The organism is Ramlibacter lithotrophicus, assembly GCF_012184415.1.
GTDB classification, from domain to species: Bacteria; Pseudomonadota; Gammaproteobacteria; order Burkholderiales; family Burkholderiaceae_C; genus Ramlibacter; species Ramlibacter lithotrophicus.
In genome coordinates this window covers 63747-89691 of record NZ_VTOX01000007.1, presented here as the reverse complement: position 1 = coordinate 89691, position 25945 = coordinate 63747, and the positions used below count along the sequence as shown (strand labels likewise).

The 25945-nt window shown below is 70.3% G+C and carries 22 protein-coding genes and 1 tRNA gene; 12 read left to right on the top strand and 11 right to left on the bottom strand.

Features of this window, described 5'->3' with window-relative positions; all coding sequences use genetic code 11:
* The first annotated feature begins 3 nt into the window (after positions 1–3).
* Entirely contained in the window at positions 4–6252 is a 6249-nt protein-coding gene (locus tag RAMLITH_RS18040) for a hybrid sensor histidine kinase/response regulator (protein ID WP_168108837.1), read from the top strand.
* Here RAMLITH_RS18040 and RAMLITH_RS18035 read toward each other — a convergent pair whose 3' ends face one another.
* Positions 6253–7734, bottom strand: coding sequence for a cryptochrome/photolyase family protein (locus tag RAMLITH_RS18035; protein ID WP_168108836.1), 1482 nt, complete (start codon positions 7732–7734; stop codon positions 6253–6255).
* Positions 7735–7818: 84 nt separating this feature from the next.
* On the opposite strand from RAMLITH_RS18035, the gene RAMLITH_RS18030 reads away from it, so the two are divergent.
* Genes RAMLITH_RS18030 through RAMLITH_RS18005 form a run of 6 tightly spaced genes read left to right on the top strand, consistent with a single transcriptional unit; the run spans position 7819 to position 12416 of the window.
* Positions 7819–8418 (top strand): YqgE/AlgH family protein, encoded by a 600-nt coding sequence (locus RAMLITH_RS18030; protein WP_168108835.1) that lies wholly within the window; start codon positions 7819–7821, stop codon positions 8416–8418.
* Between the two features lie 34 nt (positions 8419–8452).
* On the top strand, positions 8453–8875 hold the full coding sequence (gene ruvX / locus RAMLITH_RS18025) for a Holliday junction resolvase RuvX (protein ID WP_168108834.1): 423 nt from the start codon (positions 8453–8455) through the stop codon (positions 8873–8875).
* Positions 8872–9405 (top strand): bifunctional pyr operon transcriptional regulator/uracil phosphoribosyltransferase PyrR, encoded by a 534-nt coding sequence (gene pyrR, locus RAMLITH_RS18020; RefSeq protein ID WP_168108833.1) that lies wholly within the window; start codon positions 8872–8874, stop codon positions 9403–9405. The genes ruvX and pyrR overlap by 4 nt, the downstream gene beginning before the upstream one ends.
* Positions 9406–9407: 2 nt before the next feature.
* Positions 9408–10373, top strand: a complete 966-nt coding sequence (locus RAMLITH_RS18015; RefSeq protein ID WP_168108832.1) for an aspartate carbamoyltransferase catalytic subunit — start codon at positions 9408–9410, stop codon at positions 10371–10373.
* On the top strand, positions 10370–11674 hold the full coding sequence (locus tag RAMLITH_RS18010; RefSeq protein WP_168108831.1) for a dihydroorotase: 1305 nt from the start codon (positions 10370–10372) through the stop codon (positions 11672–11674). Before RAMLITH_RS18015 ends, RAMLITH_RS18010 begins: the two co-directional genes overlap by 4 nt.
* A gap of 4 nt (positions 11675–11678) precedes the next feature.
* Positions 11679–12416: a lysophospholipid acyltransferase family protein gene (locus RAMLITH_RS18005; RefSeq protein ID WP_168108830.1), complete on the top strand. Its 738-nt coding sequence runs from the start codon at positions 11679–11681 to the stop codon at positions 12414–12416.
* Here the strand turns inward: RAMLITH_RS18005 and RAMLITH_RS18000 are convergent.
* The gene (locus RAMLITH_RS18000; RefSeq protein ID WP_168108829.1) at positions 12387–13547 is read right to left on the bottom strand and encodes an ABC transporter ATP-binding protein; all 1161 of its coding nucleotides are present in this window, start codon (positions 13545–13547) and stop codon (positions 12387–12389) included. The two genes, RAMLITH_RS18005 and RAMLITH_RS18000, sit on opposite strands and share 30 nt — an antisense overlap.
* Positions 13548–13637: 90 nt before the next feature.
* On the opposite strand from RAMLITH_RS18000, the gene RAMLITH_RS17995 reads away from it, so the two are divergent.
* Positions 13638–15227 carry an ABC transporter permease gene (locus RAMLITH_RS17995; protein ID WP_168108828.1) on the top strand — a complete coding sequence of 530 codons (1590 nt, stop codon included), beginning with the start codon at positions 13638–13640 and terminating at the stop codon, positions 15225–15227.
* A gap of 12 nt (positions 15228–15239) precedes the next feature.
* Here RAMLITH_RS17995 and RAMLITH_RS17990 read toward each other — a convergent pair whose 3' ends face one another.
* Positions 15240–15473: a hypothetical protein gene (locus RAMLITH_RS17990; protein WP_168108827.1), complete on the bottom strand. Its 234-nt coding sequence runs from the start codon at positions 15471–15473 to the stop codon at positions 15240–15242.
* A gap of 229 nt (positions 15474–15702) precedes the next feature.
* On the opposite strand from RAMLITH_RS17990, the gene RAMLITH_RS17985 reads away from it, so the two are divergent.
* Positions 15703–16458 carry a YdcF family protein gene (locus RAMLITH_RS17985; RefSeq protein ID WP_168108826.1) on the top strand — a complete coding sequence of 252 codons (756 nt, stop codon included), beginning with the start codon at positions 15703–15705 and terminating at the stop codon, positions 16456–16458.
* Positions 16459–16468: 10 nt separating this feature from the next.
* Here the strand turns inward: RAMLITH_RS17985 and RAMLITH_RS17980 are convergent, their stop codons facing one another.
* The 5 genes from RAMLITH_RS17980 to RAMLITH_RS17960 all read right to left on the bottom strand — a co-directional run bounded on the left by RAMLITH_RS17980 (position 16469) and on the right by RAMLITH_RS17960 (position 20138).
* Positions 16469–17188: a LuxR C-terminal-related transcriptional regulator gene (locus tag RAMLITH_RS17980; protein WP_168108825.1), complete on the bottom strand. Its 720-nt coding sequence runs from the start codon at positions 17186–17188 to the stop codon at positions 16469–16471.
* Positions 17189–17292: 104 nt separating this feature from the next.
* A tRNA-Arg gene (locus RAMLITH_RS17975) sits at positions 17293–17367 on the bottom strand.
* Positions 17368–17480: 113 nt separating this feature from the next.
* Positions 17481–18671, bottom strand: a complete 1191-nt coding sequence (locus RAMLITH_RS17970) for a vWA domain-containing protein (protein ID WP_168108824.1) — start codon at positions 18669–18671, stop codon at positions 17481–17483.
* Positions 18665–19273 (bottom strand): GNAT family N-acetyltransferase, encoded by a 609-nt coding sequence (locus tag RAMLITH_RS17965; protein ID WP_168108823.1) that lies wholly within the window; start codon positions 19271–19273, stop codon positions 18665–18667. The genes RAMLITH_RS17970 and RAMLITH_RS17965 overlap by 7 nt, the downstream gene beginning before the upstream one ends.
* Positions 19274–19295: 22 nt before the next feature.
* A complete protein-coding gene (locus RAMLITH_RS17960; RefSeq protein ID WP_168108822.1) occupies positions 19296–20138 on the bottom strand; it encodes an AAA family ATPase in 843 nt (280 codons plus the stop codon).
* 91 nt (positions 20139–20229) lie between these two features.
* On the opposite strand from RAMLITH_RS17960, the gene RAMLITH_RS17955 reads away from it, so the two are divergent.
* Positions 20230–20940 carry a c-type cytochrome gene (locus RAMLITH_RS17955; RefSeq protein WP_168108821.1) on the top strand — a complete coding sequence of 237 codons (711 nt, stop codon included), beginning with the start codon at positions 20230–20232 and terminating at the stop codon, positions 20938–20940.
* Between the two features lie 57 nt (positions 20941–20997).
* Here RAMLITH_RS17955 and RAMLITH_RS17950 read toward each other — a convergent pair whose 3' ends face one another.
* Positions 20998–21432 (bottom strand): DUF1841 family protein, encoded by a 435-nt coding sequence (locus tag RAMLITH_RS17950; protein ID WP_168108820.1) that lies wholly within the window; start codon positions 21430–21432, stop codon positions 20998–21000.
* Positions 21433–21536: 104 nt separating this feature from the next.
* On the opposite strand from RAMLITH_RS17950, the gene pcaF reads away from it, so the two are divergent.
* Positions 21537–22742 carry a 3-oxoadipyl-CoA thiolase gene (gene pcaF / locus RAMLITH_RS17945; RefSeq protein WP_168108819.1) on the top strand — a complete coding sequence of 402 codons (1206 nt, stop codon included), beginning with the start codon at positions 21537–21539 and terminating at the stop codon, positions 22740–22742.
* A 6-nt stretch (positions 22743–22748) separates the two neighbouring features.
* On the opposite strand, the gene kefC is transcribed toward pcaF, so the two are convergent.
* On the bottom strand, positions 22749–24584 hold the full coding sequence (kefC, locus tag RAMLITH_RS17940; RefSeq protein ID WP_168108818.1) for a glutathione-regulated potassium-efflux system protein KefC: 1836 nt from the start codon (positions 24582–24584) through the stop codon (positions 22749–22751).
* Positions 24584–25237 carry a glutathione-regulated potassium-efflux system oxidoreductase KefF gene (gene kefF / locus RAMLITH_RS17935; RefSeq protein ID WP_168108817.1) on the bottom strand — a complete coding sequence of 218 codons (654 nt, stop codon included), beginning with the start codon at positions 25235–25237 and terminating at the stop codon, positions 24584–24586. The genes kefC and kefF overlap by 1 nt, the downstream gene beginning before the upstream one ends.
* Before the next feature lie 64 nt (positions 25238–25301).
* Between kefF and RAMLITH_RS17930 the strand changes: the two genes are divergently transcribed.
* A complete protein-coding gene (locus tag RAMLITH_RS17930; protein WP_168108816.1) occupies positions 25302–25919 on the top strand; it encodes a ParA family protein in 618 nt (205 codons plus the stop codon).
* Positions 25920–25945: the final 26 nt, after the last annotated feature.

Sequence of the window (25945 nt, the reverse complement as noted above, 5' to 3'; positions counted from 1 at the left end):
TGCATGCAAGCCACCGAACACGACCTCGATCCGGCCGCCGCCGACCTCGGGCCGCTCGCCTGGGTGCTGGAGGAGCTGCGCAAGTCGCTGGCCGCCGCATCGGCCGCCCTGCGCCGTTACGTGCGTGATACCGGGCTGGCGCGCGGCGCCGACATGGCGTCGGTCGACGACGGACAGCTGCGCATCGCCCGCCAGCAACTGCACCAGGCGGTCGGTGCGCTCGAGATGGTGGGACAGGCCGGGCCCGCCCACATGCTGCGCGCGATGGAAGCGGCGGTGCAGAAATTCGTCGAGCGGCCGGAGTTGTGCAACGACGCGTCGGCGGCCAAGGTCGAACGCGCCGGCTTCGCGCTCGCGGACTACCTGGAAGTTCTGCTGCTCGGCAAACCGGCTTCGGCCGTCGCCCTGTTTCCGCAGTACAAGGACGCGCAGGACCTGGCCGGCGCCGATCGCATCCATCCCGCGGACCTGTGGTCGCTCGAGTGGGACTGGCGGCAGCCGGCAAGCCCGGCGCCGCGCGCGGCGCTGGACTACGCGCCGGCCGTCCGGTCCCGCATCGATACGGCGGTGCTCCGGCTGATGAAGTCCGGCGACGCGGGCGCGGCGCGGGACGTTGCCGAGGTGAGCCTGGGGCTGGCCGCGACGCAGGCGGCGCGGCAGCCCCGCGTGTTCTGGCAGGTGTGCGCCGGCTTCTTCGAAGCCATGGCCCTGCAGTTGCTGCCGCTGGACGTCTACGTCAAGCGGGCGGCGACCCGTGTGCTGCTGCAGTACGCGTCGCTCGCCAAGGGCGACCCGGCCGTGTCCGACCGGCTGGTGCACGACCTGGTCTTTTTCTGCGCGCAGGCCGTGCCGCCGCAGCCGGCGCAGGCTCCCAGCCTGCAAGCCGTGCGCCTTGCCTGGCGCCTGGACCGCCACCCGCCCGTCGACTACGCCACGCCGCAGTTCGGGCGCTTCGATCCCGCGCTGCTGGCCCAGGCGCGCAAGCGCATTGCCGCGACCAAGGACACCTGGTCCGCGCTCTCCGGCGGTGACGTGGCCAAGATCAAGGGGCTGGTCGACCAGACCCGCCAGCTGTCGGATTCGCTCGTCAAACTGCATCCGGGCACGGCGCCGCTGGCGCACGCGCTGGCCAGCGTGGTCGAAGGTGTGGTGCGCGCCGGGCGGCCGCCCGCGCCCGAACTGGCGATGGAAGTCGCCACCGCCGTCCTCTACCTGGAAGCGGCGCTGCAGGACCTGGATCCGGCCGATACGCAACTGGCCGGGCGCATCGCGCGCCTCGCCGAACGGCTGGAGGCCGTCGGCGGCGGCGGCCAGGCGCCGGCGCTGGAGCCGTGGATGGAGGAGCTGTACCGCCGCGTCAGCGACCGCCAGACCATGGGCAGCGTGGTCAGCGAGCTGCGAAGCACGCTGAGCGAACTCGAGAAGTTGCTGGACCAGTTCTTCCGCCAGCCTGCGGACAAGGGGCCGCTGCGGGACGCACCGGGCTACCTGGCACAGATGCGCGGGGTTTTGTCCGTGCTGGGGCTGGACCAGGCGGCGCAGGCCGTGGCGCGCATGCGCGAGGCGGTCGAAGCGATCATGCTCGCCGAGGAGCCGGCCGAGGCGCAGGGGCCCGGCACCTTCGACAAGCTCGGCAACAACCTGGGCGCGCTCGGCTTCCTGATCGACATGCTGAATTACCAGCCGGCGCTGGCGAAGAAGCTGTTCGTATACGACGAAGGCAAGGCGGAACTGCGGCCGTTGATGGGGCGCGCCGTCGCTCCCGCGCCGGCGTCGCTCGCGGCGGTGGCCGACGAACTCGGCCGGGAGGCGGCGGCCGCGTCCGACGAGGCAGGCGCGCGCGAGCAGCTCTCCGCGAAGTTCACCACGCTGGCCCAGCAGGCGACGCTCGCCGACCAGGCCGGCGTCGCGCTCACGGCGCGCCAGGCGGCCGCCGCGGTCTCGGCCGACGGGCCCCAGGCCGCGGCAGCGGCGCTGGGCGGGCTGGCCGTCCGGAAACCGGAGCCGGCCGCCACGCCGGCGCCGGCCGAAGCGGCCGGCATCGAGGAAGACGACCTGCTGGAGATCTTCCTGGAGGAAGCCGGTGAGGTCGTGCAGAACGGCCGCGCCGCCCTCCAGGCCCTGGCGGTGCAGCCGTCCGAAGTGGCGGAGCTGACGATCCTGCGCCGCGCCTTCCATACGCTCAAGGGCAGTTCGCGGATGGTGGGCCTGGCCGAATTCGGCGAGGCCGCATGGTCGATGGAACAGGTGCTCAACACCTGGCTGGCCGACCAGAAGCCTGCCACTCCCGAGCTGCTGACGCTCTCCCGCGAGGCCATGACCGGCTTCGAGCGGTGGATCGCCGACGTGGCGGCGCACCGTGACGGCGGCTGGAAGGCCGGGCTGTTCCGTGGCCCTGCCGACGCGCTGCGCATCGAGCACCGGCTGGTGCCGCTGGACCTGCCGGCGGGTTCCACCGTGGAGGCGCCCCCCGCCGCAGCCAGCGAGGAGCAGCCCGTGGTGGCGGACGAGCCGGCGCCAGCAGCGGCCGAGACCGCGCAAGCCCTGGACGCGCCTCCGGCCGAAGGCGCGGCGCTGGCCGAAGAAGCGCCGGCCATGGACTTCCTCGACCTGCCGGCGCCGGCCGCCGCCCCGGTGGTGCCCGAGCCGGGGTTGCCGGAACCATCCTTCGAACTGCCCGAGCTGGAGCTGCCGGTGTTCGAGGCCCCGGCACCGTCCGGGCCGCTCGAACGAACGCAATTGCTGCGGCCGGAGCCCGAGCCGCAGCCCGAGGCTGCCGCGCCGGACTCCCTGCCGGGGTTCGACCTGGCTCCCGAGCCGGCGGGGCCATTGGAGACGACGCAGGTGCTGCGGCCCCAGGGCGTGCCGGAGACCTTGCCCGCCGTCGTCGCCGCCGACCTCATGTTCGATGTCGACGCCCCAGTCGCCGTGCCGGAGTGGCCGCAGGCCGCGCCGCCGGGGGCCGAACCGGAGCATCTGCCCGGCGCCGAGCCGCTCGGCTGGTCCATGCCGGTTCGCGCAGAAGGACCGCCGGCCGAGGAGATTGCCGGCATCGACCTGGATGCGCTCGCGGGGTTCTCCGACCGCGCCGCCGCGCCGGTCGAGCAAACCATGCCAGGGCAGGCCGAGAGCGATGGTGGCCTGGAAGTCGGTGCCGAGGTCCCGATGGACGAGCTTGCGCTGGACCTGAGCGACTTCGGTGTGACGCCGCAGCCCGGCGGCGACCTGCCGGCCGCGCCGGAGGTGGTCGCGCCGCAGGCGGGCCAGGAAGAGGAGGCCGGTTCGACGGCCGCAGCCGATGGGCCGTCGGAGGCCTGCGGCGTCGAGGAGGAATCCGGCGAGAGCGACGAGCAGGTCAAGGTGATCGGCACGCTGCGCATCGGGATTCCGCTCTACAACGTCTACCTCAACGAGGCCGACGAGTGGTCGCGGCGCCTCGCCACCGAAATCGCCGAGTGGGCGCTCGAACTCGACCGGCCGGTCGCCGACTCCACCGTCGGCCTGGCCCACGCGCTCGGCGGGAGTTCGGCCACGGTGGGTTTCCATGCCCTGTCCGGGATTGCGCGCGCGCTCGAGACCGCGCTGCAGCGGGCGCAGCGCATGCCGGTGGGCAGCGGCGACATGGCGCAGGCGTTCACCGATGCCGCCGAGGAAATCCGGCGGCTGCTGCACCAGTTCGCCGCCGGCTTCCTCAAGGAGCCCAATGCCGACGTGGTCGAGGCACTGCTCGCGATCGAAGAGCCGCCGATGACGCTGGGCGCGGACGCCAGCGGGTTCGGACCCAGCGTCCTGCCAACCGAGCCGTCGGACCTGAACGAGCCGCGGCCCGAGCCGGCTGGCGCGGCTGCGGTCGACGCAGTGGCGCCGCCTGCCTCGTTCGCGCAACGAGCCGGGCTGCATGGCGACGAGGAAGCGGCGTACGAGAGCGACATCGACGTGGCGGACGCCGTCGATCCCGACCTGTTCCCGATCTTCGACGAAGAGGCGCAGGAGCTGATGCCGCAGCTGGGTGGCGCCTTGCGCCAGTGGACGGCCCGCCCGGACAACCGCAGCGCCCGCGACGAGGTGCTGCGCGCGCTGCATACGCTCAAGGGCAGCGCCCGGCTGGCCGGCGCGCTGCGCCTGGGCGAGATGGCGCACCGCATGGAGTCGTCGATCGAGTCGCTGGGCTGGGACCGCGAGTTCGCGGCCGGCGACCTCGAGCCCCTGCTGCACCGCTTCGACGCGCTGCAGGCGAGTTTCGACCGGCTGCGGGCGAGCGTGGCGGCCAGCGCGGCGGCGCAGCAGGAGGTTGCCGGCGAGCCGGCTGCCGCAGCGCCAGCCGGGCCCGCGGCGGCGCCCGCCGCGTCCGCGCCGGCCGCAGCGGCCACCACGCGGCTCGCGCCGCAGCGCACGGCCGCCATGGTGCGCGTGCGCTCCGAACTGCTCGACCGGCTGGTGAACCGCGCCGGCGAGGTGACGATCACCCGTTCGCGGCTGGAGGCCGAGGTGCGCCAGCTGCGCGCGTCGCTCACCGACCTGACCGGCAACCTCGACCGCCTGCGCACGCAGCTGCGCGACATCGAACTGCAGGCCGAGTCGCAGATGCAGTCGCGGCTGGCCCAGGCCAGGGACTCCGCGGCCGGCTTCGACCCGCTGGAATTCGACCGCTTCACCCGGGTGCAGGAACTCACGCGGATGATGGCCGAATCGGTCAACGACGTGGCCACCGTGCAGCGCAACCTGCAGCGCACGGTGGAAGCGACCGAGGACAACCTGGTGGACCAGGCGCGCCAGACGCGCGAACTGCAGCGCGACCTGCTGCGCACCCGCATGGTGGAGTTCGAGAGCATCGCCGACCGGCTGTACCGGGTCGTGCGCCTCGCGTCCAAGGAGACCGGCAAGCAGGTGAAGCTGGACATCACCGGCGGCAACATCGAAATGGACCGCGGCGTGCTCGATCGCATGACCCCGGCGTTCGAACACCTGCTGCGCAATTGCGTGGCCCACGGCATCGAGTCGCCGTCGCTGCGCAGCGCCGCCGGCAAGGAGGCGACGGGCACCGTCGTGATCGGCCTGCACCAGGAAGGCAACGACGTGTCCGTGGAGTTCCGCGACGACGGAGCCGGCATGGACCTGGCCCTGATCCGGCGCAAGGCCGCCGCGCAGGGACTGGTCGCGCAAGGCCAGGAACTCACCGATGCCGAAGCCGCCAGCCTGGTGTTCGTGCCCGGCTTCTCCACCGCGGCCCAGGTGACGGAGCTGGCCGGCCGGGGCATCGGCATGGACGTCGTGCGCGCCGAGGTCAACGCGCTGGGCGGGCGCATCGAGACCACGACCGCGACCGGCCAGGGCACCACGTTCAAGCTGGTGCTGCCGCTGACGACGGCGGTGACGCAGGTGGTGATGATCCGCAGCGGCGGGCTGTCGGTCGGTGTTCCGGCCAACCTGGTCGAGATCGTGCGCCGCGCGACCGCCGCCGAGGTGCAGCAGGCTTACGAGACCGGCTGGTACGAGCTCGGTGCCGAGCAGCTGCCGTTCTACTGGTCCGGCGCGCTGCTGCAGTCCTCGCGCGGCAGCACCGAGCCGCCGGGCAAGAACATGCACATCGTCGTCGTGCGCAGCGCCGCGCAGCGCATCGCGATGCACGTGGACGAAGTGCTCGGCAACCAGGAAGTGGTCGTGAAGAACCTCGGGCCCCAGCTGGCTCGCCTGCCGGGCCTCGCCGGCATGACCGTGCTGGCCTCCGGCGCCGTGGTGCTGATCTACAACCCGGTGGCGCTGGCCACCGTGTACGGTGAGCAGGCGCGCCAGCTCGGCGCCAAGGCAGGAGAGGCCGCGCCCTCGCCGGCGGACCGCGGGGCCACGCCCGAAACCGCCGCGGCGAAGCCGCAAATCCCGCTGGTGCTGGTGGTGGACGACTCGATCACGGTGCGCCGCGTGACGCAGCGGTTGCTGCAGCGCGAGGGCTACCGGGTGGCGATGGCGGCGGACGGGCTGCAGGCGCTCGAGCGGCTGGCCGAGGAAGTGCCGGCCGTGGTGCTCTCCGACATCGAGATGCCGCGCATGGATGGTTTCGACCTGGCGCGCAACATCCGCGGCGACCAGCGCCTGAAGCACCTGCCGATCATCATGATCACCTCGCGGATCGCCGAGAAGCATCGCGAGCATGCGAAGGAGCTCGGTGTCGACCACTACCTCGGCAAGCCCTACGCCGAAGACGAGCTCCTGAGCCTCGTCAGGCACTACAGCACGATCGCCGCGGCGGCCTGATCAGCGCACGGCGCGGACGACCGCATAGCGCTGCAGCGTGCGGGCGCGCGCCGCCTCGTGGTCGACGATCGGGCGCGGATAAGTCTCTCCCAGGGTGATGCCCGCCGCCGCCAGCTCCAGCGGCGGCGCCGTCCATGGCGCGTGCAGCGCCGGGGCGGCCAGGCCGGCGAGCGGTGGCAGGTAGCGGCGGATGAACTCGCCTTGCGCATCGAAGCGCCGGCTCTGCGTCACCGGGTTGAAGATCCGGAACCACGGCTGCGCGTCGCAGCCGGTGGAAGCCGCCCACTGCCAGCCGCCGTTGTTGGCGGCCAAGTCGTAATCGAGGAGGTGTTCGGCGAAGTGGCGCTCGCCGCGGCGCCAGTCGATCCCCAGGTCCTTGACCAGGAAGCTCGCCGTCACCATGCGCAGCCGGTTGTGCATGAAGCCGGTGCGGCGCAGCTGCGTCATCGCGGCATCCACCAGCGGATAGCCGGTGCGGCCCTCGGCCCAGGCGGCGAATGCCTCGTCGGCCTGCGGCCCTTGCTCCCACTCGACGGCGTCGTAAGCCGGCTTGAAGCTGCGGTGCTCGCCGGACGGCGGGGCGACGCGGGGGAAGTTGGCCAGGATCTGGAGGTAGAAATCGCGCCAGATCAGTTCGTCGAGCCAGCTGGCCGCGCCTGCGCCGCCCGCCTGGGCGACGGGGTAGGCGCGGCGGGCCAGCTCGCGGACCGACACGGTGCCAAAGCGCAGGTCAACGCTCAGCCCGCTGGTGGCCTCGAGCGCCGGAAAGTCGCGGTCGGCATGGTAACGGTCGATCCGCGCGACGAAGGCGTCGAGCCGCGCGGCGCCACCGCGCCAGCCGCAGCCGACGCCGAGCTCGGGCAGGTTGGTCGGCCGGAAGCCGAGGTCCTGCAGGGTCGGCACCGCGTGGCGGTGCCGCGGCGGGCGGGCCGCCAGCACGCCGGCCCGGGCGGCCGCGGGATGCGGCGCCAGGTCCGCGGCCTGCACTTTCGCCAGCCAGGCGTTGCGGTACGGTGTGAAGACGGTGTAGGGGGCGCCGGCACGGGTGAGCAAGTCCTGGCGGGCGAAGATCGAATGGTCCTTGAAGTCGCGCCATCCGATTCCCGAGCCGGCGAGGCCGGTCCGCACCCGCTCGTCGCGGGCCAGCGCCGCCGGCTCGTCATCGCGGTTGGCAAAGACGCACTGCACGCCCAGTTCCTGCGCGAGCCGGGGAATCGCCTCGGCCGCGTCGCCATGCAGCACGACCAGGCCGCCGTCCGGCGTCGCGGCGAGCTCGCGCAGCCGCTCGTCGAGCTGGACCAGCGAATCGCGGATGAACTCGACGCGCCGGTCCTGGCGCGGCAGCGGATCGAGAATGGCCCGGTCGAACACGAAGACGCAGTGCAGACGCTCGCAGGATCGCAGCGCCTGCGCCAGTGCGGCGTTGTCGTGGGCGCGCAGGTCGCGCCGGAACCACATGAGGCCCGAGGGAATGGAGGACATCCTTGATCTGTGCGCGGCGGCGGTCTTTGGGGAAACCGGCCATTCTCCGGCAGCATTTTGTCGTGCTCGCGCTAAAATCGCCCCATGCCTGCCGATGGTCCCGCGATGAATCTGACGCATCACTTCCTGATCGCGATGCCGGGCATGGAAGACCAGTCCTTTGCCGGCAGCGTGGTGTACCTGTGCGAGCACAGCGAACGCGGCGCGCTCGGGCTGGTCATCAACAAGCCCAGCGACATCGACCTGCGGCGGCTCTTCGACAAGGTCGACCTGCCGCTCGGCCGCCCCGACTTGCAGCGCACCCCGGTGTTCCAGGGCGGCCCGGTGCAGACCGAGCGTGGCTTCGTGCTGCACGAGGCCGTCCTCGCCAGCACCCAGGCGCCCGAAGAGCCGGTCTACGCATCGACCATGACCATCCCCGGCGGCCTCGAAATGACGACGTCCAAGGACGTGCTGGAGGCGCTGTCGACCGGCGCCGGTCCGCGCAAGGTGCTGGTGTCGCTCGGGTACTCCGCCTGGGGCGAAGGCCAGCTCGAGTCCGAGCTGGCCGAGAACAGCTGGCTCACGGTGGCGGCGGACCCGGTCGTCATCTTCGATACGCCGGTGGAGAAGCGCTACGAGAAGGCGCTGTCGCTGCTCGGGCTGCAGGCGTGGATGCTCTCTCCGGCGGCGGGCCACGCATGACGCGCTGCGCGCCGCACCGGGCGGAGTCCGCAGCATGAGCCTGGCGGCCGTGCCCGACGTACCTCCCCAGCTTCGCACTTTTCTCGCTTTCGATTACGGCCTCAAGCGCACCGGCGTCGCGGTGGGCAACCGCCTGCTGCGGACGGCGACGCCGCAGCCGACCATTCGCGCCGAAGGGGCGGCGGCGCGGATGGCGCAGGTCGAGGCGCGGGTGCGCGAGTGGCAGCCCGACGCGCTGGTGGTCGGCGTGCCGCTGCATCCCGACGGCGCGAGCCACGAGAATACGGCGCGCGCGCAGAAGTTCGCCCGCCAGCTGCGCGGCCGGCTCGGGCTGCCGGTCTACGAGGTGGACGAGCGCTACAGCACCACCGAGGCACTGGCCGATGGCCGCGGCGGCGACGCCGATGCCGGGGCCGCCTGCATCATTCTTGAACAATTCTTGAGGAGCTTGCCGTGAGCACATCGAAGGAGGGACGGCCAGCCGTGGCCGGGGCCCTGACGCTGGATGCGGAGGCGCTGTACCGCGAGCTGTCGCGCGGGGTGCAGCAGTTGCGCGGCCGGGACGGCCGCCTGGTCGGGATCACGTCGGGCGGCGCCTGGCTGGCCGAACGCATGCACCGGGACCTGGGACTGGCCGGCGACGCCAGCGTGATTTCCTCGGCCATGCATCGGGACGACTTCGCCAAGCGCGGCCTGGCCGGCGCCGGGCACCAGACCCATCTCACGTTCGACGTGAACGACGCCCACATCATCCTGCTCGACGACGTGCTGTACACCGGACGCACGATCCGGGCGGTGCTCAACGAACTGTTCGACTACGGCCGACCGGCCAGCGTGAAACTGGCGGTGCTGGTGGACCGCGGCGGGCGCGAGCTGCCGGTCGGTGCCGACTTCGCGGCGGCGCGTGTTGCCTTGCCCGACACCCAGTCGCTGGCCCTCGCGCGCGACGCGGCGGGGCGCTTCAGTTTCCAGGTCGAGGAGCAATGACCATGCTCTCCAGGCGCAACCCGCAACTGAACAAGCACGGTGAACTGGTTCACCTGCTCTCCATCGAGGGGCTGCCGCGCAGCCTCCTCGCCCACATCCTCGACACCGCCGCCAGCTTCGTCAGCGTGAGCGACCGCGAGGTCAAGAAGGTGCCGCTGCTGCGCGGCAAGAGCGTCTTCAACCTGTTCTTCGAGAACTCGACGCGCACCCGCACGACCTTCGAGATCGCCGCCACCCGCCTGTCGGCCGACGTGATCAACCTGGACATCGCCCGCTCCTCGTCGTCCAAGGGCGAGTCGCTGCTCGATACCATCTCGAACCTGTCGGCCATGGCCGCGGACCTTTTCGTGGTGAGGCACAGCGAATCGGGGGCGCCTTACCTGATCGCGCAGCATGTGGCGCCGCACGTGCACGTGATCAACGCCGGCGACGGGCGCCACGCGCACCCCACGCAAGGGCTGCTGGACATGTACACCATCCGGCACTACAAGAAGGACTTCACCAACCTCACCGTGGCGATCGTCGGCGACGTTCTGCACTCGCGGGTCGCCCGCTCCGACATCCACGCCCTCACGACGCTCGGCTGCCCCGAGGTGCGGGTGGTGGGGCCGAAGACCCTGGTGCCCTCCGACCTGGCCCCGATGGGCGTGCGGGTGTGCCACTCGCTCGAGGAAGGCATCCGCGGCTGCGACGTGATCATCATGCTGCGCCTGCAGAACGAGCGAATGAGCGGCGCGCTGCTGCCGTCGTCGCAGGAGTTCTTCAAGAGCTACGGGCTCACGCCGGAGAAGCTGCAACTGGCCAAGCCGGACGCGATCGTGATGCACCCGGGGCCGATCAACCGCGGCGTCGAAATCGATTCGGCGGTCGCCGACGGCAAGCAGAGCGTCATCCTGCCGCAGGTGACGTTCGGGATCGCCGTTCGCATGGCGGTGATGAGCATCGTGGCGGGGACGGAAGCATCATGAAGATCCTGATCAGGAACGGCCGCGTCGTCGACCCGGCATCGAACTGCGACCGCACGGCCGATATCGCCATCGCCGCGGGGCGCATCCTCGCGATCGGCGGCATCCCCGCCGGCTTCGCCCCGACCAAGGTGATCGACGCGACGGGCTGCCTCGTAGTGCCGGGGCTGGTGGACCTTTCGGTCCGGCTCGGCGAGCCCGGCTTCGAGCACGAGGGCATGCTGGAAAGCGAGATGGCCGCGGCGGTGGCCGGCGGCGTGACCAGCGTCGTCTGTCCACCCGACACCGACCCCGTGCTCGACGAGCCGGGGCTGGTCGACATGCTCAAGTACCGCTCGGAGAAGCTGCACCAGGCGCGTGTGTTCCCGCTCGGCGCGCTGACACGCCGGCTGGAAGGCGAAGTCCTCACCGAGATGATGGAACTCACCGAGTCCGGTTGCGTGGGCTTTGGCCAGGCCGAAGTGCCGCTGGCCAACACCCAGGTGCTGCAGCGGGCGCTGCAGTACGCGTCGACCTACGGTTATTGCGTCTGGCTGCGGCCGCAGGAGCTGCATCTCGGGCGCGGCGTCGCCGCCAGCGGGGCGCTCGCGACGCGGCTCGGGCTGCCGGGCGTCCCGGTCGCGGCCGAGACGATCGCGCTGCACACCATCCTCGAACTGATGGCGGCGACCGGCGCGCGGGTGCACCTGTGCCGCATCAGCAGTGCGGCCGGCGTCGCCCTGGTGCGCCAGGCCAAGGACCGCGGCCTGGCCGTGACCTGCGACGTCAGCATCAACTCGCTGCATCTCACCGACGTCGACATCGGCTACTTCGACAGCCGTATGCGGCTCAATCCGCCGCTGCGCCAGCAGCGCGATCGCGACGCGCTGCGCCAGGCGCTGGCCGACGGCACCATCGACGCGCTGGTGTCCGACCACACGCCGGTGAGCGAGGACGCCAAGACCCTGCCGTTCGCCGAGGCCGAGCCCGGCGCCACCGGCCTCGAGCTGCTGCTGGGGCTGGCCCTCAAGTGGGGCCAGGAGAGCGGGCTGGCGCTGCCGCGCGTGCTGGCCGTGCTCACCAGCGAGCCGGCCCGCGTCCTGGGCGGCGCGCTGGGCACCTTGCAGGCCAGCGTCGGCAAGATCGTGGAGGGCGGCGTCGCCGACCTGTGCGTCTTCGATCCTCAGGCGCACTGGACCGTCGACGCCGGCTCGCTGCGCAGCCAGGCGAAGCACACGCCGTTCTCGGGCTACGAACTGCCGGCGCGGGTGCGTTGCACGATCGCCGCCGGCAACGTCGCCCACGAGGCCTGGGACCGCGCCTGACCGCATGAACGCATTGCGCGCCGCGTGGCGGCTGTGGCGCGCGGTGCTGCACGCGCTGCGCGGCCTCGCCACGATCACGTTCCTGTTCCCGCGCATGAGCGACGGGGAGCGCGAGGCGCGGGTGCAGGCGTGGTCGCTGCGGATGCTGGCGTTGCTCAACGTGCGGCTCGAACTGCGCGGCGAGCCGCCGCGATCCGGCCCGGTGCTGCTGGTGGCGAACCACATCTCGTGGCTCGACATCCTGGTGATGCACGCGGCGCGCTACTGCCGCTTCGTGTCGAAGGCGGACGTCAGGCGCTGGCCCCTGATCGGCACTCTGGCGACCGGCGGCGGCACGATCTACATCGAACGCGAGTCGCGGCGCGACGCGATGCGCGTCGTGCACGCCATGGCGGACAGCCTCAAGCGCGGCGAGGTCGTCGCCGTCTTTCCGGAGGGCACCACCAGCGACGGCATCACGCTGCTGCCGTTCCACGGCAACCTGATCCAGGCGGCGATTTCCGCGCACGCGCCGGCGCAGCCGGTGGGACTCGCGTTCATCGATGCGAAGACCCGCGCCGTGAGCCACTCGCCTTCGTACGTCGGCGACGAGACGCTGCTCGGGTCGGTGTGGCGCACGGTGAGCGGGCCACCGCTGGTGGCCGTGGTGCACTACGGCGAGCCGCAGCACGCGCTGGGGCGCGGGCGCCGCGAGTGGGCGGCGGACCTCCGGTCAGTGGTCGCCGCGCTGCGCGACGGCTGAATCCACAGCCAGCCGCTCCGGCAGGATCTTGCACGGCAGCTGGCACAGCTCGTTGCCGTTCAACGGGCAGGTGCGATTGAACGTGACCACGTGGTCGACCTCGGCGCGGATGCCGATCCACTCGCCGATGTGGTGGTCGTGGTGGCTCGGCACGTGCGCCATCACGATCTGGCCGCTCGCCAGTCGCAGGGTGTAGAGAAACTCGGAACCGCGGAACGACTTGCGCAGGATCTCGGCCTTCACCGGCGCCGCGTCGTCGTGCACGATGTCGTCGGCCCGCAGCAGCACGTCGCACTGGCCGCCGACGAACGCGCAGGGCAGCGGGCATTCGGCCATGTCGGTCAGTTCGCCCAGCGGCGTCTCCACGACCACCTGGTTCTCCACCTCGCGCAAGGTGGCCGGCGCGAACACGCCGTGCCCGATGAAGTCGGCCACGAAGCGGGTGGCCGGGCGGTGGTACAAGGTGTAGGCGTCGTCCCACTGGTGCAGCCTGGCCTCGTGCATGACGCCGATGGCGTCGCCGATCGCAAAGGCTTCCATCTGGTCGTGCGTCACGAACAACGCGGTGGTCTGCGCCTCCTTCAGGATGCTGCGCACCTCGTGGGCAAGCCGCTCGCGCAGGTCGACGTCAAGGTTGGAAAACGGCTCGTCCAGCAGCAGCAGCTGGGGCTGCGGGGCCAGCGCCCGCGCCAGCGCGACGCGCTGCTGCTGCCCGCCGGAGAGTTCGTGGGGGAAGCGGCGCTCGATCCCGGCGAGGCCGACCAGTTCCAGCGACTGGGCGACACGCGACGCGCGCTCGGCGCGGGGCAGGTGCTCGATGCCGAAGCCGACGTTGCGCCCGACGTCCAGGTGCGGGAACAGCGCATAGTCCTGGAACACCATGCCGATGCGCCTGGCCTCCGCGGGCACGTGCACGCCGGCCGAGCCCACCAGCGCGCCCCCGATGCGGATCTCGCCGGCGCTCGCACGTTCCAGGCCCGCGATCGCGCGCAGCAAGGTGGTCTTGCCGCAACCCGAGGGGCCGATCAGGACGCCGATGTCGCCCGCGGCCAGCCCGAAGGAGACGTCTTCCACCGCCGGTTGCGGCCGGCCCCCGTACTGGACCCGCAGTTGCGAGACTTCAACGAACATGTCATCGATTCTAGATAATTACAATTCTCATTTCGTCCAATCGGACTTCCCTCCCTCCTTGCCCTCGCCGTGCGCCGGCTCCAAGACTCCATGTTGCTGCTGGTTGCCGGCCTGCTGGTGCTGCCGGTGCTCGCGATCGTGGGTTCCTGGCTGCAATGGGACCGCGTCAGCGCCCAGGTGCTGGGCGAGATGGCACGGACGGTGCTGCCGGCCTATGCCGCCACCAGCATCGGCTTGTGCCTGGTGGTCGGCGCCGGCGTCGCCCTGGTCGGCGGGGCCGGCGCGGCGGCGGTGACCCTGTTCGACTTCCCCGGCCGCCGCACCTTCGAATGGGCGCTCCTGCTGCCGCTGGCGATGCCCGCGTACGTGGTGGCTTACGCATACACCGACTACCTGCAGTTCAGCGGGCCGTTCCAGACCTGGCTGCGGGCGGCGACCGGCCTCGAAGGCAGGGTGTTCCCCGAAGTGCGCAGCGAAGGCGGTGCCGCATTCGTCTTCGTCTTCACGCTCTATCCATATGTCTACCTGCTGGCCCGCACCGCGCTGGTGGAGCGGGCCGGGCACCTGATGGAGGCCGCCCGCCTGCTGGGCGCGCCCCTGCGGCGGCGCATCCGCAGCATCGCGTTTCCGCTGGCACGACCGGCCGTCGCGGCCGGCGTCGCGCTGGCGCTGATGGAGACGCTGGCCGATTACGGCGTGTCCAGCTACTTCGGCATCCAGACCTTCACCGCCGGCATCTACAAGGCGTGGCTCGCCATGGACAACCGCATCGCGGCCGCCCAGCTCGCCACCGTGCTGCTGTTGCTGGTGGCGCTGTTGCTCGCGCTCGAACGGCGCGCCCAGCGCCGGCTGCGCTTCGTCTCGGCGCGCGGCGGGCGGGCCGGCTCCGCGGAAAACCGGCCCGTGGCGCTGACTGGCGGTCGCCTCGTGCTGGCGTGGATCGTCTGCGGCGTGCCGGTCCTGATGGGATTCGTTCTCCCGGTGCTGTTCATGCTGCGCCCGCTCGCTGCAGACTGGTCGGTGCTGCCCTGGGACCGTTTCGTCGAGTGGGCGTTCAACAGCGTTCGGCTGGGGGCGATCAGCGCCGCTCTGGCCGTGCTGCTTGCCACGCTGCTTGCCTTCAGCCTGCGGCGTTCACCCGACGCGGTGACGCGCGGCGTGGTGCAGCTGGCGGCGCTCGGTTATGCCGTCCCTGGCGCGGTGATCGTCGTGGGGCTGCTGCTGCCGGTGGGCTGGCTGCAGGCGACGATTCCGCAGGCGGGGCTGGGCGCCCTGGTGACCGCCACGGTCCTCGGCGTGGTGTGGGCGTACCTCGTGCGCTTCGTCTCCGTGGCGCTGCAGTCGCTGCAAAGCGGCTATTCGCGCATTCCGGGCAGCCTCGACGACAGCGCCCGCATGCTGGGTGCGGCCGGTTTCGGCCTGCTGGCGCGCGTGCACTGGCCGCTGCTGCGGCGCTCGGCAACCGCCGCCTCGCTGCTGGTATTCGTGGACGTGATGAAGGAACTGCCGGCGACGCTGGTGCTGCGCCCCTTCGACACCGACACGCTGGCCGTGGTCGCCTACCAGCTCGCGCGCGACGAGCGGCTGGGCGAGGCGGCGCTGCCCTCGCTGGCGCTGGTGCTGGTGGGCCTGATTCCGGTGGTGCTGCTCAGTCGCACGCTGCGCAATCCGCCGTCGTAGCAGCAAGGCCGGTCAGAGCTCGTCGCCCCACTCGGACCGGTTGACGGCCGGCTTGCGGTAGACGACTTCGCCGGTGGGCACGTGGACCACCCTGATCTCCTGGCCCGACGGTTTGGTCACGCTCTTGGCCGCCATGGCGACGGCCAGGTCGCGGTTGCTGAAGAAGTACTGCTGGCTGCCGGCGGCGGGCCACAGCCGGCCGGTGATCGGGTGATTGCTCTCGACGCGGAAATCGGCTGGCGACATGGGAGCCCCCTGGCTGTCTGCTGGCTGGAATCGGTTCGTCCGGACCATGCTAAGCATCCAGCTCCCGGGCGGGGGACCGCCCTTGCAAACTGCCCGTCACAGGTGTCTCCGGATGTAATGTTGCGTTGCAGCAGGTTACGCATGGCGGCTCTTGACGGGTGGCGGCGGGGCCCTTGCGGCGTGCTGGCTAAGATCGCTCAGCCATTTCACTGACGGAGAAAGGATCCCGTTGCTCTCGAAGCTGGTGATCGCGGCCATTTCGCCGCTGGGGACGGCGTTGCTGCTGGGGCTGGCGGGACTGGCGCTGGCCACCGGCGCATCCGCAGTGCGACGACGCGCCGGGCTGCTGCTGATCGCCGGCGCACTGGGCTGGCTGGCGATCTGGTCTCTGCCGGTCGCCAGCGACGGGTTGCGCGGCTGGCTGGAGGAAGCCGCAGGGTCGCGCGCGGTCGAAGCGTTGCCGCCTGCGCAGGCCCTCGTGGTGCTGGGCGGCAGCATCCGCGGAGCAAGGCTGCCACGACGGCCCTACCCGGACCTGGGCGCGTCCGCCGACCGCCTGTGGCACGCGGCGCGCCTGCACCGCGCGGCGAAGGCGCCGCTGCTGGTGCTGTCCGGCGGCACCGTGCACGAAGGCGAAGCGCCCGAGGCGCAGGTCATGCGCCTGTTCCTCGTCGAGCTGGGCGTGCCCCCCGCGGCAATGGTGCTGGAGCCCGCAAGCGTGACCACGGCCGAGAACGCCGCCTTCTCGGCCCGGCTGCTGCGGCAGCGCGGCATCCGGCAGGTGCTGCTGGTCACGTCGGCGCTGCACATGCGGCGTGCCCGTGCGCTGTTCGAGCGCGAAGGCATTGGAGTGATCCCGGCGCCGACCGACCATGAGATCGTGGACCGCCCGTTCAGGCTGCTCGACATGGTCCCGGATGCGGAGGCGCTGGAAGGCAGCGGCCGGGCGATCAAGGAGATCGTGGGGGCGTGGGCGGGGCGGTGAATGGGCGGGGCTATCCGCCGCCGGGCAGCAGGCCGTTGCGCAGCGCGTAGCGGGCGAGGCTCGCGACGTCATTGAGCTCCAGGCGGCTCATGATGCGTCCGCGGTGGACGTCGACGGTCTTGGAGCTCAGGCCGAGGTCGCCGGCGATCTCCCTGCTGGAACGTCCCTGGGCGAGCAGCGTGAGGATCTGCACCTGCCGCGGGGTCAGTGGCTGGTCCGCGGCGGGCTGTGGCTGATCCAGGAGCCGTTGCGCCACCAGGGGGCTGTAGTAGAAGCCGCGCGTCATGACGCTGCGCACCGCATGTTCCAGTTCGTACGAGGGCGCCCTCTTCATCAGGTAGCCGCACGCGCCGCTGCTGATGGCGTGCTTGACGGCATCGATGGTCTCGTCCGCCGAGAGCGCCAGCAGGCGCACGTGCGGGTAGCGCCGGTGGATCTCGGCGATCGCACCAAACGCATCGGGGCCGGGCATGCACACTTCGGTGATGGCCAGGTCTGGGTGTGCAAGCTCCACCAGCGCGACGAGTTCGGCGCCGGTAGCGGCTTCTCCCACCACCTCGAAGCCGGTGACCGTGGACAGCAACGCCCCGATCGCGGCACGGACCATCGCGTAGCGGTCGGCGAGCACCACCCGCCACGGGCCAGCGCCGGCCGTGGGCGCTTCATCGCGTGCGCCTGTCAGCGGCCCGCCGCGCGGCGAGGGGTCACTGGACGGTACGGAAATAACCACGCCTCACAAAGGGTTTGTGCAAACCCTTTTGTTTAGGTGTTCGGTGGCTAATTGCTGCTAGGGGAAACCCTGGTTTTCCGGGGGGCGACGACCCGGCAGCCTCATGGCGCCCCCGGCGGGAATCGAACCCACATCTAGCGCTTAGGAGGCGCTCGTTCTATCCATTGAACTACGGCGGCCGAGAGTGCGCCCATTGTAATGGCGCACTGGCGGCCGCCGTTCGGCCGGATGTGGGCTCCCCCATCCCCCGCCTTCCCCCTCCAGGAGGGGGAAAGGAGCCAGACACGGAGGGCTATTTCGACAGCAGGCGCATCGCCTCTTCGAGGCCCTTGATCGTGAGCGGATACATGCGATGGTTCATCAGCTGCTGGATCACGCTGATGCTCTGGCGGTACTGCCACACGCCCTGCGGCTCGGGATTGATCCAGGCGAACTTGGGGAAGGCGTTCGTCAGGCGCTGGAGCCACTCGACCCCGGCTTCCTCGTTGTTGTATTCGACGCTGCCCCCCGGCTGCAGGATCTCGTACGGACTCATCGTCGCGTCGCCGACGAAGATCAGCTTGTAGTCCTTGTTGTACTTGCGGATGATGTCCCAGGTCGGGAACTTCTCCGAGAAGCGGCGACGGTTGTTCTTCCACATGAAGTCGTAGACGCAGTTGTGGAAATAGTAGAACTCGAGGTGCTTGAATTCGGCCTTGGCCGCCGAGAACATCTCCTCGACACGGTGGATGTGTTCGTCCATCGTGCCGCCGACGTCCATCAGCAGCAGGATCTTCACGTTGTTGTGCCGCTCCGGCACCATCTTGATGTCCAGGTACCCGGCGTTCGCGGCCGTCGAGCGGATCGTGTCGTCGAGATCCAGTTCCTCGTCGGAGCCTTCGCGGGCGAACTTGCGCAGGCGCCGCAACGCGACCTTGATGTTGCGCGTGCCCAGTTCCTGCGAGTCGTCGTAGTCCTTGTAGGCGCGCTGGTCCCACACCTTCACCGCGCTGCGGTTGCGTCCCTTGTCCTGGCCGATCCGGATGCCCTGCGGATTGAAGCCGTACGCGCCGAACGGCGAGGTGCCGCCGGTGCCTATCATCTTGCTGCCGCCCTCGTGCCGCTCCTTCTGCTCCTCGAAGCGCTTCTTCAGCGTCTCCATGAGCTCGTCCCAGCCCATCTTCTCGATCTTCGCCTTCTCCTCGGGCGAGAGTTCGAGTTCAAGGTTCTTGCGCAGCCACTCGAGCGGGATGTCCTTGGTGAAGTCGGCCACCATTTCCACGCCCTTGAAGTAGGCGGCGAACGCGCGATCGAACTTGTCGTAGTGCTTCTCGTCCTTCACCAGCGCCGTGCGGCTCAGGTAATAGAAGTCGTCGACGCTGTACGCGCCGTCGCTTTGCGGCCCCACCACGCCGGCCTTGAGCGCCTCGACCAGCGTCAGGTATTCCTTGACCGAAACCGGCAGCTTGGCGCTGCGCAGCGTGTAGAAGAAGTCGATCAGCATGGCGATGCCTCACGCGGGCGGGCGAGCTGGTATTCGAGGTGCGCCTTCACCTCCGGCCATTCCCCGGCGGCAAGGCTGTACATCACCGTGTCGCGCACGGTGCCGTCCCGGCGCAGCGCGTGGTGCCGCAGCACGCCGTCCCTGCGGGCGCCGAGCCGCTCGATCGCACGCTGGCTGGCGAAGTTGAAGTTGTCCGTGCGCCAGCCGACCAGCTGCGCCCCGAGCATTTCGAAGGCGTGCGTCAGCAGCAGGAGCTTGCACGTGGTGTTCACGTGCGAACGTTGCCACTGCCTCGCATACCACGTGTAACCGATTTCCAGCCGCTCGACCGCCGGCACGATGTCGTGGTAGCGGGTGCTGCCGATGACGGCGCCGGTCGCGGCGTCGAGCACGGCGAAGGGGAGCATGTGCCCGTCCGCCAGGCCCTTCAACGCGGCGGCCACGTAAGCGGCCGTCTCGCCCGGCGCGGGAACCGAGGTCACCCGCAGCGTCCACAGCTCGCCGTCGCGCGCGGCGGCTTCCAGCCCGGCGACGTGGTGCGGCGTGAGCGGCTCCAGCCGCACCGCACTGGACGACAAGGTGACCGGCTCCGGCTTCTTCATCGCGGCCCCTGGGCTTTCGCGCTCACCGGTTGTGGCGCTGCATGAAGACCAGCTTTTCGAACAGCGTGACGTCCTGCTCGTTCTTCAGCAACGCGCCCACCAGCGGCGGCACTGCGACCTTCTCGTCCTTCGTCTGCAGCGCCTCGAGCGGGATGTCCTCGGCCACCAGCAGCTTCAGCCAGTCGAGCAGCTCGCTGGTGGACGGCTTCTTCTTGAGGCCCGGCAGGTTGCGCACGTCGTAGAAGGTCTTCATCGCCGACGTCAGCAAATCCTTCTTCAGTCCGGGGAAGTGCACGTCCACGATCTGCTTCATCGTGTCGGCGTCCGGGAACTTGATGTAGTGGAAGAAGCAGCGGCGCAGGAAGGCGTCGGGCAGTTCCTTCTCGTTGTTGGACGTGATGAACACCAGCGGCCGGTGTTTCGCCTTGACCAGCTCGCGCGTCTCGTAGACGTAGAACTCCATCCGGTCCAGCTCGCGCAGCAGGTCGTTCGGGAATTCGATGTCGGCCTTGTCGATCTCGTCGATCAGCAGCGCCACCGGCCGGTCGGCCGTGAAGGCCTGCCACAGCACGCCCTTGACGATGTAGTTGTGGATGTCCTTCACCCGCTCGTCGCCGAGTTGCGAGTCGCGCAGGCGGCTGACGGCGTCGTACTCGTACAGCCCCTGTTGCGCCTTGGTGGTGGACTTGATGTGCCACTGCAGCAGCGGGATGTTGAGCGCTTGCGCGACCTCCTCGGCGAGCATGGTCTTGCCGGTGCCGGGCTCGCCCTTCACGAGGAGCGGGCGTTTCAGGGTGATCGCCGCGTTCACCGCCAGCATCAGGTCCTGGGTGGCGACGTAGTTCTGGGAGCCTTGGAACTTCATGGGAAGAAATCCGGGGGGAATGGGCGGAAAAGCCGCGTGGCTATACTCAAAAGTTCATTTCTAGAACTCTTTCAGGGATTTTGCTCGCAAAATGAAGCCGTTGTTCACCGCGTTCCTCGCCCTGGGTGTCGCTTGCGCGACCGGGCTGGCCCACTCGCAGGCCACGAACCCCGCCGGCGCCCCCGCGCAGCAGCCAGCCGCGGCTGCCGCCGGGGCCGGAAGCGCCACCAGCATCGAGGCGAAGGTCGCCATGTGCATGGGATGCCACAACATCCGCGGCTACCAGGCAAGCTTTCCCGAGGTGCACAAGGTACCGATGATCGCCGGGCAGAGTGCCAAGTACATCGCGGCCGCGCTCAACGCGTACAAGAACGGCGACCGCAAGCACCCCACCATGCGCGGGATCGCGGTGAGCCTCACCGAGCAGGACATCGCGACGATCTCGGGCTACTACGAATCGCTGCCGAAGGAGGTGAAGCCGCTCGGCGACAAGCCCGGCCGCGAACCGAATGCCCAGGTGGCGGGGCTGCTGCAGAAGGCGGCCTGCGCCTCGTGCCACGGCGCCAACTACTCCAAGCCGATCGATCCGAGCTATCCCAAGCTCGCCGGCCAGCATGCGGATTACCTGTTCGTCGCACTGAAGGCGTACAAGGCGGAGAACAATCCGGCGGTCGGACGCAACAACGGCGTCATGGGCGCGATCGCCAAGCAGTTCAGCAACGCCGAACTCAAGGTCATCGCCAACTACATGGCCTCCCTGGACAGCGAACTGCGGGTGCATCCCGAGCCGCGGTTCCGCTGAGCGCTCGTTCCCAGGCAAAGCCCCGCGAAGCGGGGCTTTGTTCTTCTGTCGCCGCGATCAGTCGCTGGTGGCGCGGCGCTGCACGCAGGCAATGTAGGCGTCGCCGTCCGGCGGCCGTCCCGAACGCTGGCTCTCCCACAGCATCTGGCCGAGGCACTCCATCGCCTCGTGATGCGCGTCGTGCAGGGAGTTGCGCCGGGCCGCCAGCAGTTCCACGGCCTGGCGGATGCCGCGCGGCTGGTCGATCGAGCACTGCTCGCTGATCGACAGGTGCATGGCCAGGTGCAGGAACGGATTGGTGCGGCCGTCCTGGCCGTCGTAGGCGCGGGCCACGGCGCCTTCCGCGTCCGTCATCTCCGGGTGGTATTCGGGATGCTCCTGGAGCCACTGTCCGGCCAGGGTTTCCAGCGCATCCATCGGCTGTCCGGCCTGGGCCTTGGTGTGCACGGCGCAGAAGAACCGGCGCACGTCCGCTTGCGAGGGATTGAACATCCTGCCAGCGTAGCACGCGCGACTGGCGCCGCCGGCAGCGGGTCCTAGAATGCCTTGCCCGTCCCCCTGCGCAGCATCACACGCGCCACCACAGGAGCCTCCCCATGACCCGACAAGCCTTCATCTGCGACGCCATCCGCACGCCGTTCGGCCGCTACGGCGGGGCGCTGTCGTCGGTGCGCACCGACGACCTGGCCGCCATCCCGCTCAAGGCGCTGATGGCGCGCAACCCCAAGGTCGACTGGCAGGCCGTCACCGACGTCATCTTCGGCTGCGCCAACCAGGCCGGCGAGGACAACCGCAACGTCGCCCACATGGCCTCGCTGCTGGCCGGACTGCCGGTGGAAGTGCCAGGCGCCACCGTCAACCGCCTGTGCGGCTCCGGGCTGGACGCGGTGGGCACGGCAGCGCGCGCCATCAAGGCCGGCGAAGCCACCATGATGATCGCCGGCGGCGTCGAGAGCATGAGCCGGGCACCGTTCGTCATGCCCAAGGCCGACAGCGCCTTCGCGCGCAACAACGCGGTGTACGACACCACCATCGGCTGGCGCTTCGTCAACAAGCTGATGAAGGAGAAGTACGGCATCGACGCCATGCCCGAGACGGCCGAGAACGTGGCGGCCGACTACAAGATCGAGCGCGAGGCGCAGGACCGCATGGCCCTGGCCAGCCAGTTGAAGGCCGTGGCGGCCCAGCAGGCCGGGTTCTTCGAAGGCGAGATCACGCCCGTCACCATTGCCCAGAAGAAGGGCGATCCGATCGTGGTCAGCCGCGACGAGCATCCGCGCGAGACCAGCCTGGAGGCGCTGGCCAGGCTTAAGCCGATCGTCAGGCCCGACGGCACGGTGACCGCCGGCAACGCCAGCGGCGTCAACGACGGCTCGTGCGCGCTGCTGCTGGCCGACGAGGCGAGCGCCGCCAGACACGGCCTGACGCCCAGGGCGCGCATCGTCGGCATGGCCACGGCCGGCGTGGCACCGCGCGTCATGGGCATCGGCCCGGCGCCGGCGACGCAGAAAGTGCTGGCCCTCACCGGAATCAAGCTCGAGCAGATCGACGTCATCGAGCTCAACGAGGCGTTTGCCGCGCAAGGCATCGCCGTCTTGCGCCTGCTGGGCCTGAAGGACGACGACGCGCGCGTCAATCCCAACGGCGGCGCGATCGCGCTGGGCCATCCGCTGGGCGCCTCTGGCGCGCGGCTGGCGACCACCGCCGTCAACCAGTTGCACCGCACCGGCGGGCGCTACGCGCTGTGCACCATGTGCATAGGCGTGTGGCAGGGCATCGCGGTGATCCTCGAGCGCGTCTGAGCGGCGTCAGCGCGCCGCTCGCTCCTGCTCCTCCTCGCGCTGACGCGCAAGGCTCGCGGCGCGCTCGACGGCCAGCTGTTCCTGCAGCTGGCGCCGCGCCTGCCTGGTGACCGCGATCACCTTGGCGCGATCGGCGTGATGCGGGTACATCCGTTCGAACAGCTGGAGGTTGGCCCGGCGGAAGCGCATGGCCAGCATTCGCGCCTCGTGCGGCGCGAGGCCCAGCACCTCCAGTACCGTGCGTCCGCTGCGCAGGCTGGATTCGAACAGCTCACGCTCGACCTTGCGCACGCCGCGGTCCCGCAGTTCGTTCCAGTGCGTCACGTCGCGGGCTCGCGCCACGATTTCCAGCTGCGGGAAATGGGTCCGCGCCAGCTCGACGATCTCGAGCGACTGGCGCACGTCGTCGACGGCGACCACCAGCACCCTGGCCGTCGCGCCGCCCGCCGTGCGCAGCAGGTCCAGCCGCGTCGCATCGCCATAGAACACCTCGTAACCGAACGCGCGGGCGGTGGCGATCATGTCGGCGTCGTGGTCCAGCACGGTGGAGGCAATGCCTTGCGCCGCCAGCAGGCGGCCGACGATCTGCCCATAGCGGCCGAAGCCGGCGATGATCACCGGGGCTTGCTGCTGCTCGAGGATCTCCCCCGGCGCGGACGCCGGACGGGCGCCCCGCGTGCGCGGCATGCGATCGGCGATCACCAGCAGCACCGGGCTGAGCAGCATGGAGATCGCCACCACCGCGACCAGGAACGACGATGTCCTGGCCTGCAGCACGCCGCTGGCGGCCGCGGCCTGGAACACCACGAACGCGAACTCGCCGCCCTGGGCCAGCAACAGCACGAACACCGGCCGCTCCGGCGCGGGCAGCTCGATCCGGCGCGCCAGCAGCGCGATGACGATCGCCTTCACGGCCAGGAATCCAGCCACGGCGAGCGCCACGAGCGCCGGCGAAGCCAGCAGCACGCCGAAGTCGATGCTCATGCCCACGGCGATGAAGAACAGGCCGAGCAGCAATCCCTTGAACGGTTCGATGTCGGTTTCGAGTTCCGTCCGGTACTCGCTGTCGGCGAGCAGCACGCCGGCGAGGAAGGCGCCCAGCGCCATCGAGAGGCCGACGAACTGCATCAGCGCGGCCGTCGCGACCACCAGCAGCAAGGCGGCGGCCGTGAAGATTTCCGGCGTTCGGCTCCTGGCGATCCACCGCAGCAGCGGCCGCAGCAGGAGCCGCCCGCCGAGCACCACGGCGCCGACCACCGCCACGATCTTCGCCGCTGCCAGCCATCCGCCGCCGGCGACCAGGTGGGTCGCGGCGGTGGACTCGGCCAGCAGGGGCAGCAATGCCAGGATCGGGATCGCCGCGACGTCCTGGAACAGCAGGATCGACAACCCCGCCTGGCCGCTCATGGTGGGCAGCAGGTTGCGCTCGGCCATGACCTGCAGGGCGACGGCCGTGGACGACAGCGCCAGCCCCAGGGCGGCGACCAGGCCGATGCGCCACGACGCACCGGCCAGCAGCGTGGCCACGAGGAACAGCAGGGCGGCGCAGCCCAGCACCTGGACGCTGCCCCAGCCGAAGATGGAGCGGCGCAGGCTCCACAGCCGCCGCGGCTCCAGTTCGAGGCCGACCAGGAACAGCATCAGCACGACGCCGAGCTCGGCGAAGTGCAGGATGGCTTCGACGTTGCTCACGATGCCCAGGCCCCATGGCCCGAGCACGATGCCCGCTGCAAGGTAGCCGATGATCGAGCCCAGCCCCAGCGCGCGCGCCAGCGGCACGGCCACCACCGCGGCGGCAAGGTAGATCAGGCTGCTGGTGAGCCAGGCGGGCGCGTGTTCCATCACCGCCCCTGCGCGTCGTCCGCGGCGCCTGGCGCGGGCCGGTCGCCGGCCGGTACCTCGCAGGCCGGACACTGCGGCAGGTCCTCGAGTTCGCGCCAGCCCGGATAGGTGCGCAGCCGGTCTTCGAAGACCGCCACGTGCGCGGCCACGGCGGCGTCGCTCACCCTGCGGGCGCCGTGCAGCAGCAGCGGCGGCAGGAAGCGCATCCCGCACAGTGCCGCCGTCTGCTCGTAGGGCGGCAGGAAGGCGTCGAAGAAATGGCGGTTGTAGCCTTGGGGGTGATAGGAGCGCTCCGAACCGCCGGTGGTGGCCGCGAGCCAGAGATCCTTGCCGCGCAGGGCATCGCCGCCGGGACCGTAGGCCCACCCATACGCGAGAACCTCGTCCAGCCACAGCTTCTGCAGGGCCGGCATCGAATACCACTGCACCGGATGCAGGAGCACCACCAGCCCGGCGGCCGCGAGCAGAGCCCGTTCGGCGGCCGCGTCGATGTCGTAGTCGGGATAGGCGGCGTACAGGTCGTGCACGGCGGCGCCGGGTACGCGCTGCGCCGCGGCCAGCAGCTGGCGGTTGACGCGCGACTCGCGCCAGTTCGGGTGCGCCGCCAGCACCAGGATCCCGGGGCGGCTGCCGACGGTCGAGAACTCATCCATACGGGTACCATAGCGGCAGGCCGCGCTCCCGGCGGGAGCGTGCAACCTTGCAAAGGAGTCTGCCATGCCGATCGTGGTTGTCGCGAATCCGAAGGGCGGCGTCGGGAAGTCCACGATGGCCACCCAGATCGCCGGCTATTTCGCCAGCAAGGGCCGCTCGGTCATGCTGGGCGATGCCGACCGCCAGCAGTCGTCCCGGCTCTGGCTCGGGCTGCGTCCCGCCGCCGCCCGGCCGATCGGCACCTGGGAGGTGGGCAAGGGCAACGTCGCCAAACCGCCCAAGGGCACGACGCACGTCGTCCTGGACACGCCGGCCGGCATGCACGGGGGCATGTTGAAGGACGTGCTGCAGCTCGCCGACAAGGTGGTGGTGCCGCTGCAGCCGAGCGTGTTCGACATCTTCGCCACCCGCGCCTTCCTGGACGAGCTCGCCGCCAGCCGCAAGGCCGGGCGGCTGCAGGTCGGGATCGTCGGCATGCGGGTCGACGAGCGCACGATCGCCGCCGACAAGCTGCACGAGTTCGTCGACAGCCTCGGGCTCCCGGTGCTCGGCTTCCTGCGGCATACGCAGAACTACATCCATCTCGCGGCGCGCGGGCTGACGGTGTTCGACGTGGCGCCCGGCCGCGTCGAGCGCGACCTGGCGCAGTGGGAGAGCATCTGTCGCTGGCTGGACAATTGAGTGGCCCCGCCGCTTGCTACATTCGC